Below are 12,124 nucleotides of genomic sequence, written 5' to 3'. Positions count from 1 at the left end.
GGAGAGGGAGAAAACATAAAAAACGGTAACGCATGTTACCGTTTTGCTTTTACCTAATCGTTTTGCGCCGTCGCCATCTGCTCCGCTTTCTGCTTTTTATAGGTCAATGCTGCAGCCGGAACGGGCTGCACTTTCCCGGTCTCAATCCAGGTCCGCAGGCGGCTCGCATCCGCAAAGTGGGTATATTTCCCGAAGGCATCCATCACCACCAGCGCCACCGGCTTACCGTTAAACACGGTGCGCATCACCAGGCAGTGGCCTGCCGCATTGGTAAACCCGGTTTTGGTTAACTGAATATTCCAGTTCTCGCGGTACACCAGATGGTTCGTGTTGCGAAACGGCAGCGTGTAAGACGGATTCGAGAATGTCGCCATGTCCTCACGCGTGGTGCTGAGCTGGCCGAGCAGCGGGTACTGCTTGCTGGCAATCAGCAGTTTAGTCAGATCGCGGGCCGTGGAGACGTTGTTAATCGACAGACCCGTCGGTTCAACAAAATGAGTATTGCTCATCCCCAGCGCTTTGGCTTTGGCGTTCATCGCGCGGATAAAGGCATCGTAACCGCCAGGATAGTGGTGCGCCAGACTTGCCGCCGCACGGTTTTCAGACGACATCAGCGCCAGCAGCAACATATTTTTACGGCTGATTTCACTGTTAAGGCGCACGCGAGAGTAGATCCCTTTCATCTCCGGCGTGTGGCTGATATCCACTTTCAGCTTTTCGTCCAGCGGCAGGCGAGCATCAAGCACCACCATCGCGGTCATTAATTTGGTTATTGAGGCGATCGGGCGCACCAGGTCCGGGTGGCTGGCGTAAATCACCTTATTGGTGTTGAGATCAACAATCATCGCGCTGCCGGACGCAATTTGCGGCTGGGCAGCAGCGGTGGTCACCGCGGGCGTTTTGGCGACAGCTGGCACGGCAGCGGACGCGCCCAGCAGCAGCGCCAGGCTAAGTAAGGAGACACGAAATTTCAGCATGGTGAGACTTCTGATAATTATTCACGCACGTAATGACGTACACCGCCTGTGTCGACGGATAAACACAGGCTGGCTTCGGCATCATAGCGGTCACCGTGCTTTGTCGCCAGCGGATAATCGTGAACAGATGCTGCATTGCTGGCATTTACGCCAGCAATGCAGTGAGCTTAGAAGAGACGGTATCCATAACCCCAGAGAATAACCGTCAGTGCCAGTAACACCTCCAGTACCAGCACCCCGATGGCAAGCGTGGAACCGGAGAAGCTCAGGCCCTCTTCTTTATTGATATTCAGGAAGGTTGGAACGCCCAGATACAGCAGATAACCGGTGTAAAAGAGCGCAACAGTACCGATCAGCGCGCACAGCCAGACCAGTGGATAGAGCGCAACAATACCGCTTAAGAACAGCGGGGTCGCGACGTATCCGGCGAAGACCATACAGTGTGCCAGCGATGGGCGCTGTGGGTAGTTACGCGCCATCCAGTGAATGACGCGCCCCATGACCGCCACCCCTGCCAGCATCAGGCCATAAAAGAGAATGGCCAGATAAAGCCCGGTAAACCAGGAGAGCTGAACCACGGTACCGTCACCGAAGTTCCAGCCGATTTGTGTTGTGCCAATAAACGCGCATATTACCGGCACCGCGGCCATCAGCAGCACATGGTGGGTGTAATGATGCGAGACCGTTTCGTTCTCACTTTTGATGACATGCATTTCACGATCGGGATGGGAGAAAAGTCCCCAGACATGGTTCATAGCGCCCCCTTGTTGTCGGCCCGTCAGCGATACCTTAAGTATAATGCAGGCTTTAGATTATTTTATGTACAGTGGGAAATTTCCGTTGATTGCCGCGCGGTTGATTCATGAGGTATATGATTAAACGAGGTACGCAGAGGGAGATAACCGTTACGTAATGGATATTAACGCACTCATTGAACAATATGGATATGCCGCGCTGGTCATCGGTAGCGTGGCGGAAGGTGAAACCATCACGCTGCTGGGCGGCGTCGCCGCGCATCAGGGCTTACTAAAGTTTCCGCTGGTCGTCGCTGCGGTCGCGCTGGGCGGCATGATTGGCGATCAGCTGCTCTACTTCCTGGGGCTGCGCTTTGGCCCGACGCTGCTCAAGCGTTTCGTTAAACACAAAAAGAAAATCAACCGCGCGCAGCGCCTGATCCAGCGTCACCCTTATCTGTTCGTCATAGGCACCCGCTTTATGTACGGCTTCAGGATTATCGGGCCGATACTGATTGGTGCCAGCCGCCTGCCGCCAAAAATTTTCCTGCCGCTGAATATTGTTGGCGCGATAGCCTGGGCGCTGATCTTCACGACGCTTGGTTACGTGGGTGGCGAAGTGATTGGCCCGTGGCTGCATAACCTTGACCAACACCTGAAGCACTGGGCGTGGTTGATTCTGGTGGTTGTGGCGGTGATTGGGGTCAGGCTGTGGATGCGGCACAGAGAGAAGAAGCGGGATGAGGAGTGAGTCAGCCTGGTGCCCCTCACCCCTTTGGGGAGAGGGGAAACCTGTTACCCTTCCGGCTTAAACTGCGGGTTCGCCAGCATAAAGCCCCCGTCGACGATAAATGATTGCCCTGTGGTATAGCTGGCGTCGCTGTCACACAGCCACGCCACCAGGCTGGCGATTTCTTTGGTGTGGCCCGGCCTTGCCAGCGGGATTTCCGGCATTGACCCTTCCTTCACTTCGCTGTCATCCATATCGTTCATCGGCGTGGCAATGGCCCCCGGCGCGACGGCGTTCACCAGAATCTTGTGCTTCACCAGCTCCATCGCCATAGATTTGGTTAAGCCGCCGAGCGCATGTTTCGCAGCCGTGTAAGCGCTGGCATCAGGCAGCGGCGTGTGCTCATGCACCGAGGTGATGTTCACAATCCGCCCCCCTTTCCCCTGCTTCACCATCTGCCGTGCCGCAATCTGCGAGCAGAGAAACGCGCCGTCCACGTCGACGGTAAAAATGTTCCGCCAGTCGTCAAACGCCATCTCAAGAAATGGCGCTTTGGTCATCGCTCCGGCATTGTTAACCAGCACGTCCAGCCGGCCGAAACGTGCAATCAGCGTTTCAATGGCTTCAGCGCCGTCCGGGAGCGTGCTTAAATCAAGATGGATAGCCTCTGCACGCTGCCCACGCGCTTCAACTTCACGGCAGGTTTCCAGCGCCCCTTTTTCATCCGAATGCCAGGTGACGCCAATATCAAACCCGCGCTCTGCCAGCATCAGCGCCGTGGTTTTACCGATCCCGGAATCCGATGCGGTTACAATCGCTACTCTGTTCATACTCACCTCCTGAAAAACTGCAAAGAGGTAAGTATAGATAATGACCTTTTTTAGCCATGATGATAGCCGCCGCCCAGCGCTGACGTCAGCTGCAGCGTGGCGTCGAGATACTGGCCTTTCAACATGACGCCTTCAAGATGCTCTTTTAGTGCCGGGATTCTGGCTTCGCTGACCCGCGAACCGGCAATAATACCTGCACTAAAACGCGCCTGCGCCAGCGCCACCACGCGCGCCGCGTCTTTTTCTATCTGCTGCTGGTGACGATTTTTTGCCGTCAGGGTTTCAACTTCACTTGCCGTACGCGCCACCTGATTGACCGCCTCCACCACCGCTTTGTTGTAGTTCGCGACCGAGAGGTTATTCTGCGCCTGGGCGATATCCAGATTAGCGTTCAGCCTGCCGCTGTCGAAGATCGGCAGCGTCAGTCCGGCAGTCACGCCCATCTGCTGGGCTGAAGAGCGGAACAGATCGCTCAGGTGCAGGGCATCCTGCTGTAAGAACGCCATCAGGTTCACGTCAGGATAGAACGCCGCTCTGGCGGCTTCCACCTCGCTCATGGAGGCTTCGATATACCAATGCGCCTCCTGCAGATCCGGACGGCGTGCCAGCAGTTCATATCCCAGCGTTGACGGTAGCGAGGCTTCGGCTGCAGGCAACGGGTGGCGCGTAAGGTGTGTCGCCGGGGTGCCGGTCAGCGCATCCAGACGCGCTTCAATGACCTTCATTTTGCCCTTTACGTCGGCCAGCTGTTCATTAGTCTTACTGGCGTGTATATCGGTTTCGACACCCTCCACCGAGGAGGTAATACCGTGCTGATACAGTTCGCGATCGGCGTCGATAATATTTTCCTGCTCCTGTTTAATCCGGGTAAGAACTTCCCCTGCTTCGGCCTGGGTCTGCCACGCCCAGTAAAGGCGCGCAACGCTGGTTGAAAGCAGCTGGCGGGTCTGCTCCAGCTCCGCTTTTTGCGCATTCACTTTACCGATACGCGCTGCAATCCGGGCGCGGTTTTTTCCCCATAGATCGAGATCCCAGCCCGCCGTCAGGCCAAAGGTGCCGTTGGTATACCATGGGCCGGTGGTGCCCGCCGCCGGGTCGGTAAGGGCAAACGGCCCCATCAGCCCCTCTGCCGACATTTTTTGCCGTTCAACATCCGCTGAAAAATCCATCTGTGGGCCATCGGCTGCGATAGCGGCTCTGGCCTGCGCTTCGGCAAGCGTAATGCGCTGCCGGGCAATTTGCATATCTGGCGCATCCGCTATGGCTTTGGCAATAAGCGAATTTAACTGCGGGTCGTTATATTCTTTCCACCATTCATTTTTCGGCCAGTCCGCATGACGAAGTTGGGTATTAACGGACGCGGCTGTCGTTTGCGTTTGAATTGGCGACACCGTGGAATGTTCCGGTGCGCAGGCAGCCAGCATAAAAACAAGGGAAGCACTCAGAGATAAAATAAGAAAACGTTTCATTACGCCATGCACTCAAAAAAATAAAGGCGCAACTTACGCTTGATGACGCGCTATTTTTTAGTAACGCGTGGCAATCCGCAAATTGTCATACACTTACATACTCGGCAAAATATTCACCAAGTGAATTATTTATTTTTAAATATAATTGCCGTTTATTTTGACTGTATAACTCGCGCAATATCAGCCGACGTTTGCAGCGTGCGGATCTCCTGAAATAATCCCAGCGCTTCGCTGTACTCTTTGCGTAAATAACTCAGCCACTGCTTAATACGCGCGACGTGATACAAACCGGTGTCGCCCTGCTTCTCCAGACGGCTGTATTTTTGCAACAGCGTGACGACGTCTGCCCACGGCATCCGCGGTTCGTTATATTTCACCACCCGGCTGAGGTTCGGCACGTTCAGCGCACCGCGGCCAATCATCACCGCATCGCAGCCGGTGGCTTTCAGGCACGCCTGCGCGCTCTCGTAATCCCAGATTTCGCCATTGGCGATCACCGGAATAGTAAGTCGTTTGCGGATCTCACCAATCGCCTGCCAGTTAATGCGCTCGGCTTTGTAGCCGTCTTCTTTAGTGCGGCCATGCACCACCAGCTCGGTGGCCCCGGCCTGCTGCACCGCATCGGCAATTTCAAACTGTCGGGCGTCGCTGTCCCACCCCAGGCGCACCTTAACCGTCACCGGCAAATGCGAGGGCACGGCCTCACGCATGGCTTTCGCGCCGCGGTAAATCAGCTCAGGATCTTTCAGCAACGTCGCTCCGCCGCCGCTGCCGTTCACCAGCTTCGACGGACAGCCGCAGTTCAGATCCACCCCGTAAGAGCCAAGCGCTACCGCGCGGGCGGCGTTTTCCGCCAGCCATTCAGGATACTGGCCGAGCAGCTGAATACGCACCAGCGTGCCGGAAGAGGTTCGGCTCTGGTTGTGCAGCTCGGGGCAGAGCCGGAAGAAGGATTTTACCGGCAACAGCATATCGACCACGCGCAAAAACTCCGTCACGCAGAGATCGTAGTCGTTCACCTCGGTCAGAAGCTCGCGCACGAGAGAGTCGAGCACGCCTTCCATTGGGGCCAGTAAAACACGCATAACAGTACCTGTGAAAAAAGACGCGCTATAGTAGCCGCTCTCTATATCGCTGGGAAGCGCTTCTGTTCAGGCAGAAAGTCACCCGGCGTTGCCCCAACAATAGCGCGAAACGCCGCCGCAAATGCCGCCGGGCCGGAAAACCCCAGCATCCAGGCCACCTGCTTAACCGGGTATCCGTTGGCGAGGAGATCCAGCGAGGCACAAATCCTTGCGCGCTGTCGCCAGGCCCGGAAGCTAAAGCCGGTATCGTTGATAAACGCACGTGAAAATGTGCGTTCAGACATCGCGACCCGTTCCGCCAGCCTTTCCAGAGAGAGATCCCAGAGATTGTTGGCAATGATGTCACAGGCCACGCGATGTAAGCGCTCATCCACGGGCATCGGCAGTTCGGCAGAAATCTGCTGCGTCTCGCTGAGGATGTCGAGCAGCAAAACGGCCATGCTGCGCTGGCTTGCCGGCCGGTATTCCGCGCTGAACAGCCCGGCAATCAGCTCTTTGAACAACGCTGTGGCCATAATCACGTGAACCTCGTCTTTCCGCTTAAAAGGTTCGCATTGCGAAATCAGTGCCGGGCTAAACCAGACCGCGCGAAGCTCCGTTGCGGATAACACGCTGTAGGTATGCTCCTGAAAGGGAGGGATCCACAGCGCGCGCTGCGGCGGTATGACCCAGCGTTTGCTGCCGGTTTCAACCAGCATAACCCCCTTAATGGCAAACAAAAGTTGTCCCTGCGAATGCTGGTGAGGCGGATCGACTTCGCCGCGCGTATAGCTAATTGCCCCTCTTGACCATCCGATAGCATCGTCGTGAATTGGCGTTTTATCGATAACGGTTGGCATTTCACATTCCCCCCTTCCTCTTATGATGCTGCTTGTACACGTAACCAGAGAGAGACGCAATGCACATCCATTTTATTATTCATGAACATTTCGAGGCGCCAGGCGCCTATGAAATCTGGGGGAAAAGTCGCGGCTGCAGTCTGAGCTACACCAGAGTGTATCAGGGCGAACCTTTACCTGAGGAACTGGGGGGCACAGACCTGCTTATCATCATGGGAGGCCCGCAATCCCCCGCTACCACGCTTGAGGAATGCCCCTGGTTTGATGCGCAGGCGGAAAAGGCAATCATCAGCCGCGCGATAGAGGCAGGTAAAACGGTGATAGGCGTTTGTCTGGGCTCACAGCTTATCGGCGAAGCGCTGGGCGCAGCGTTTTGCCACAGCCCGGAAAAAGAGATCGGCAAATTTCCCGTCAGGCTCACAGATGCAGGCAAGGCGAACCCGCTGTTTGAGGACTTTGGCAGCGTGCTGAACGTCGGTCACTGGCATAACGATATGCCTGGGTTGACGCTGCAGGCTAAGGTTCTGGCTTACAGCGAGGGCTGTCCCCGCCAGATCGTGCAATACAGCGAACGGGTTTACGGTTTCCAGTGCCATATGGAGCTGACGCCGGAGGTGGTAGAGTTGCTGATTGAGCATTCGCAGAATGACCTCCGCCGTGCGGGTGAATTCCGTTTTGTCGAAACGGCGGAAAAAATCCGCTCGCATGATTATCGCGAAATGAACCAGGTGCTGTTTTCTTTTCTCGATAAACTGACCGCCTGACGCTGATGCCTTCTCTGGCGCGTTACTTCGCCAGCGCAATCCCTTTCCTCTAAACTGTAGCCTGCACCAGTAAGGTGATACCGGACGTTCCATTCCGGAATGTCTGGTATGCTCAAAATTCATGATGTGATCCGTGGCACATTTTTAGGTTTAATTGTATGATGAATGCGTTTCAGCAAGGACTATCACCATGAGCAAACCATTGAACATTATCTGGCAATATCTGCGCGCATTCGTCCTGATTTACGCCTGCCTGTATGCCGGCATTTTCATCGCGTCGCTGCTGCCCATCACCATTCCCGGCAGCATTATCGGTATGCTGATCCTCTTCGTTTTACTAGCGCTGCAAATTCTGCCTGCAAAGTGGGTCAATCCAGGCTGCTTCGTCCTCATTCGCTATATGGCGCTGCTTTTCGTGCCTATCGGCGTGGGCGTCATGCAGTATTTTGATTTGCTCAAGGCGCAGTTCGGCCCGATTGTCGTTTCCTGCGCGATCAGTACGCTGGTGGTTTTCCTGGTGGTGAGCTGGAGTTCTCATCTGGTACATGGCGAACGCAACGTGGTCGGGGAGAAAACAAAAAAATGATGGCTAATATCTGGTGGTCACTGCCGTTAACCCTGCTGGTATTCTTCGCCGCGCGCAAACTTGCCGCACGATTTAAAATGCCCTTGCTGAACCCCCTGCTGGTGGCGATGGTGGTGATTATTCCCTTCCTGCTGCTCACCGGCATTCCTTATGAGCGTTACTTTGCAGGCAGCAAAATTTTAAACGACCTCCTGCAGCCCGCCGTTGTCGCGCTTGCCTTTCCTTTATATGAGCAGCTGCACCAGATCCGCGCACGGTGGAAGTCCATCATTACCATCTGTTTTGTGGGAAGCCTGGTGGCGATGATCACCGGCACGTCGGTGGCGCTGTTGATGGGGGCCTCCCCGCAAATTGCCGCCTCTATCCTGCCTAAATCAGTGACCACGCCTATCGCGATGGCGGTAGGCGGCAGCCTCGGCGGTATTCCAGCCATCAGCGCGTTGTGCGTGATTTTCGTCGGTATTCTCGGCGCGGTGTTTGGCCACACTCTGCTGAACGGGATGCGTATTCACACCAAAGCAGCGCGCGGGCTGTCGATGGGCACCGCCTCGCACGCGCTGGGTACCGCACGCTGCGCGGAGCTGGACTATCAGGAAGGGGCGTTTAGCTCGCTTGCGCTGGTGATCTGCGGGATTATCACCTCCCTGCTCGCCCCGTTCATTTTCCCGCTGATTCTGGCGGTGATGGGCTAAAATTTGCGATGCGTCGCGCAAATTTCATTTTGATTTCATAAGTTGCATACATAATGAGAAGTGGATCACATATAAAGGCCTTACGGCTCCGTAAACTACCGATCCATTAACCTTTATGAGGCAAACGCCATGCACCCACGTTTTCAAGCTGCCTTCGCTCAGCTTGCAGAGAATTTGCAGTCAGCCCTGGCTCCCGTTCTGGCAGATGCACATTTCCCCGCCCTGCTGACGGCGGAGCAGGTCACGGTGCTTAAACAGGCAACCGGGCTGGATGAAGACGCGCTGGCTTTCGCACTGCTGCCCCTGGCTGCCGCCTGCGCCCGGGCCGATCTTTCCCACTTCAACGTCGGCGCCATCGCGCGCGGCGTCAGCGGAACCTGGTACTTCGGCGGGAACATGGAGTTTCTCGGCGCAACCATGCAGCAGACCGTTCACGCCGAGCAGAGCGCCATCAGCCACGCCTGGCTGCGCGGTGAGAAAGCCCTGAGCGCCATCACCGTAAACTACACCCCATGCGGCCACTGCCGCCAGTTTATGAACGAGCTGAACAGCGGGCTGCAGCTGCGCATTAACCTGCCGGGCCGCGCGCCGCACACGCTGGGGGACTACCTGCCTGACGCCTTCGGCCCGAAAGATCTTGAGATTAAAACGCTGCTGATGGACGAGCAGGATCACGGTTTCGCCCTGTCCGGCGATGACCTGAACCAGGCGGCCATACGCGCGGCGAACAAGAGCCACACCCCGTACAGCAACTCCCCGAGCGGCGTGGCACTGCAGTGCCGCGATGGCCGTATCTTCACCGGCAGCTATGCGGAAAACGCCGCGTTTAACCCAACGCTGCCGCCGCTGCAGGGCGCACTCAACCTGCTGAGCCTGAACGGCTACGATTATCCGGACATTCAGCGTGCCGTTCTGGCCGAAAAGGCCGATGCGCCGCTGATTCAGTGGGATGCCACCGCCGCAACGCTCAAGGCGTTAGGCTGCACGACGATCGACCGCGTCCTGCTGGCGTAAACCTTCCGGCGGACAGAAATGTCCGCCACGTTGCTGAAAAACCCCTCAGTTGAGTCGCTGTTTCTTGCGCTAACCAGGCGGGTAAAGTAGCCTGAGTTAAATTTCATCCACGAACGAGCCATCTTCATGTTAAAGCGCGTTTTTTACAGCCTGTCTGTCCTGGTCGGCATACTGCTGTTTATCGTGCTGGGTCTCGACCGCTGGATGAGCTGGAAAACCGCTCCCTACATCTTTGATGACCTGCAGGACCTGCCCTATCGTCAGGTGGGCGTGGTGCTCGGCACCGCCAAGTATTACCGCACCGGCGTTATCAACCAGTATTACCGCTACCGCATTCAGGGCGCGCTGAACGCCTACAACAGCGGCAAGGTAAACTACCTGCTGCTGAGCGGTGATAACGCGCTGCAAAGCTATAACGAGCCGGTGACGATGCGGAAGGATTTGATTGCCGCAGGCGTCGATCCGGCCGACATCGTGCTCGACTACGCGGGCTTCCGCACCCTGGACTCCATCGTGAGGACCCGTAAGGTCTTCGACACCAACGACTTCATCATCATCACCCAGCGCTTCCACTGCGAGCGCGCGCTGTTTATCGCCCTGCATATGGGCATTCAGGCGCAGTGCTATGCGGTGCCGTCGCCAAAAGATATGCTGAGCGTGCGCGTCCGCGAGTTTGGCGCCCGCTTTGGCGCCCTGGCCGATCTGTATATCTTCAAACGCGAACCGCGTTTTTTAGGCCCGCTGGTGCCGATCCCGGCAATGCATGAAGTGCCGGAAGACGCGCAGGGTTACCCGGCGGTGACGCCGGAGCAGCTGCTGGATATGCAGAAAAAAGAGAAAAAGTAGGCCTGCCTTTATACTTTCTTTACGCCGGCACTGACGCTTTTTATCCCCCCTTTACGCCAGCTCTTTTAACCTGAGTTCACTGCCGCTACGGCTTCATTGAAGAATGACTATGAACTCGATAATGAATGCGTTTTTCCTCAAAAGTCTTCGCCCGTATTTTAACTTCCCCGGTTTATCACTCCCCGGCGCACTTAATTCTGGTCTCTGGCTGGATGAAAAAATTGACGCCCTGCAGCACAATATTGCCGTGGAAGTGGCCGACTATCTGGAACGCTACCCGCAGACGAAACACGTTGACGTTTACCTGAACGATATCAACGGCACGATGCGCGGCAAGCGCTTCACGGTGGAGAGCATGCTGAGTCTGGAAAAAGGCTGTTATTTTCCGCTTTCCGTCTACTCCATGGATCAGAAGGGAAAAATCGCCGCCCCGCTTTATGATGAACCCGACCGGCTGTGCGTCCCGGTCGCCGGTTCTCTGCGTCCCTGTCCGCAGGATCCGGAGCATACCGCGCAGATCCTGCTGACGATGAAGGACAGCGACGGTAACCCCTGCCCGCTTGAGCCACGCGCGATACTGCAGAACGTCGTGGCCCGCTTCCACCAGCACGGCCTTTTCCCGGTCATTGCCCCGGAAATCGAGTTTTACCTGACGGGACAGGGCGATCGCGATCCGCAAAATCAGGGCTGTTTTCACATGGACACCTCGTCGGCGCACGCGGCGCTTTTTGACGAACTGGAACAGCTGGCGCACCTTCAGCGCATCCCGCTGTCAGGGGTGGTAGCGGAAGCCGAGTCCGGACAGTACGAATTAAACCTGAAGCACAGCCAGCGCGTCGTAGAGGTCTGTGATAACGTGCTGGCCCTGCGCCGCCTGACCCGCTATGTCGCTGAAAAGCACGGTCTTCAGGCTAACTTTATGGCTAAGCCCTTCAGCCAGCTCTCCGGCAGCGGTTTGCACATCCATTTCAGCCTGAACAACAGCCGTGGCGAGAACGTTTTTGCCTCGCCGGTGAACGCGCTGAGCAGCATGATGCGCTTGTGCATCGCGGGCCAGCTGGCGCTGATGCCCGCCTCCGTCGCCATTCTTGCGCCGGGGGTCAACGCGTTTCGTCGCCTGCGAAAAAACCTGACGGAACCCGTCTTTAACTCGTGGGGCTATAACACCCGCTCCGCTGCCCTGCGCATTCCCTGCTCGGAAGAGAGCAACCGTCGTATCGAGTACCGACTGGCCGGAGCCGATGCGAATCCGTATCTGGTGGCGGCCACAATCCTGACCGGCATGCTGTTCGGGCTGGAACATATCGACGAGGGGGAACTCCCGGAACCGCAGCAGGACCATCCGGAACTCCCGCTGTTCCAGCAGGAGGCAATTGAGGCCTTCGCCCGCTGTCAGTATCTCACCGACAGCCTGGGCGACGCCTTTTCCGAACAGTGGGTCGCCTGCAAGCTTTCTGAACTCGAGTGGTTTGAGCGCATTGTGACGCAAGAAGAGTCCCATCTGGCATAGGCCATAAAAAAGCCCGCTCGGTGAGCGGGCCGGGTATGGCGAGTGACG

The 12,124-nt window shown here is 56.5% G+C and carries 13 protein-coding genes; 7 read left to right on the top strand and 6 right to left on the bottom strand.

Annotation, left to right across the window (positions count from 1 at the left end):
* Window positions 1-53: 53 nt before the first annotated feature.
* The gene (pbpG, locus tag IM291_RS08315) at window positions 54-977 is read right to left on the bottom strand and encodes a D-alanyl-D-alanine endopeptidase (protein ID WP_028013846.1); all 924 of its coding nucleotides are present in this window, start codon (window positions 975-977) and stop codon (window positions 54-56) included.
* A gap of 167 nt (window positions 978-1,144) precedes the next feature.
* Entirely contained in the window at window positions 1,145-1,732 is a 588-nt protein-coding gene (locus IM291_RS08310) for a Yip1 family protein (protein ID WP_028013847.1), read from the bottom strand.
* Between the two features lie 157 nt (window positions 1,733-1,889).
* Here IM291_RS08310 and IM291_RS08305 point away from each other — a divergent pair, with 157 nt between their 5' ends.
* Entirely contained in the window at window positions 1,890-2,462 is a 573-nt protein-coding gene (locus IM291_RS08305) for a DedA family protein (RefSeq protein ID WP_028013848.1), read from the top strand.
* A 44-nt stretch (window positions 2,463-2,506) separates the two neighbouring features.
* On the opposite strand, the gene IM291_RS08300 is transcribed toward IM291_RS08305, so the two are convergent.
* From IM291_RS08300 to IM291_RS08285, 4 genes are all read right to left on the bottom strand, one after another.
* Window positions 2,507-3,271, bottom strand: coding sequence for an SDR family oxidoreductase (locus IM291_RS08300; RefSeq protein WP_192986591.1), 765 nt, complete (start codon window positions 3,269-3,271; stop codon window positions 2,507-2,509).
* Window positions 3,272-3,321: 50 nt separating this feature from the next.
* Window positions 3,322-4,740: a multidrug resistance outer membrane protein MdtQ gene (mdtQ, locus tag IM291_RS08295; protein ID WP_192986590.1), complete on the bottom strand. Its 1,419-nt coding sequence runs from the start codon at window positions 4,738-4,740 to the stop codon at window positions 3,322-3,324.
* Window positions 4,741-4,892: 152 nt separating this feature from the next.
* Entirely contained in the window at window positions 4,893-5,825 is a 933-nt protein-coding gene (gene dusC / locus IM291_RS08290) for a tRNA dihydrouridine(16) synthase DusC (RefSeq protein ID WP_049137321.1), read from the bottom strand.
* A 41-nt stretch (window positions 5,826-5,866) separates the two neighbouring features.
* A complete protein-coding gene (locus tag IM291_RS08285; protein ID WP_192986588.1) occupies window positions 5,867-6,664 on the bottom strand; it encodes a helix-turn-helix domain-containing protein in 798 nt (265 codons plus the stop codon).
* A 59-nt stretch (window positions 6,665-6,723) separates the two neighbouring features.
* Here IM291_RS08285 and IM291_RS08280 point away from each other — a divergent pair, with 59 nt between their 5' ends.
* From IM291_RS08280 to IM291_RS08255, 6 genes are all read left to right on the top strand, one after another.
* Window positions 6,724-7,428, top strand: a complete 705-nt coding sequence (locus tag IM291_RS08280) for a type 1 glutamine amidotransferase (RefSeq protein WP_192986587.1) — start codon at window positions 6,724-6,726, stop codon at window positions 7,426-7,428.
* A gap of 190 nt (window positions 7,429-7,618) precedes the next feature.
* On the top strand, window positions 7,619-8,014 hold the full coding sequence (locus IM291_RS08275) for a CidA/LrgA family protein (protein WP_192986585.1): 396 nt from the start codon (window positions 7,619-7,621) through the stop codon (window positions 8,012-8,014).
* On the top strand, window positions 8,011-8,706 hold the full coding sequence (locus IM291_RS08270; RefSeq protein ID WP_192986583.1) for a CidB/LrgB family autolysis modulator: 696 nt from the start codon (window positions 8,011-8,013) through the stop codon (window positions 8,704-8,706). Before IM291_RS08275 ends, IM291_RS08270 begins: the two co-directional genes overlap by 4 nt.
* 129 nt (window positions 8,707-8,835) lie before the next feature.
* Complete coding sequence (gene cdd / locus IM291_RS08265) at window positions 8,836-9,720, top strand: cytidine deaminase (protein WP_028013856.1); 885 nt, start codon at window positions 8,836-8,838, stop codon at window positions 9,718-9,720.
* A 126-nt stretch (window positions 9,721-9,846) separates the two neighbouring features.
* Window positions 9,847-10,566 carry an outer membrane permeability protein SanA gene (gene sanA / locus IM291_RS08260; protein ID WP_028013857.1) on the top strand — a complete coding sequence of 240 codons (720 nt, stop codon included), beginning with the start codon at window positions 9,847-9,849 and terminating at the stop codon, window positions 10,564-10,566.
* A gap of 121 nt (window positions 10,567-10,687) precedes the next feature.
* On the top strand, window positions 10,688-12,076 hold the full coding sequence (locus tag IM291_RS08255; RefSeq protein WP_192986647.1) for a glutamine synthetase family protein: 1,389 nt from the start codon (window positions 10,688-10,690) through the stop codon (window positions 12,074-12,076).
* Window positions 12,077-12,124: the final 48 nt, after the last annotated feature.

The organism is Enterobacter cloacae complex sp. P27C (assembly GCF_014895705.1).
Lineage (GTDB): Bacteria > Pseudomonadota > Gammaproteobacteria > Enterobacterales > Enterobacteriaceae > Enterobacter > Enterobacter bugandensis.
Note: the sequence above shows the minus strand (reverse complement) of the source record. Positions and strands in the feature narration are given on the sequence as shown.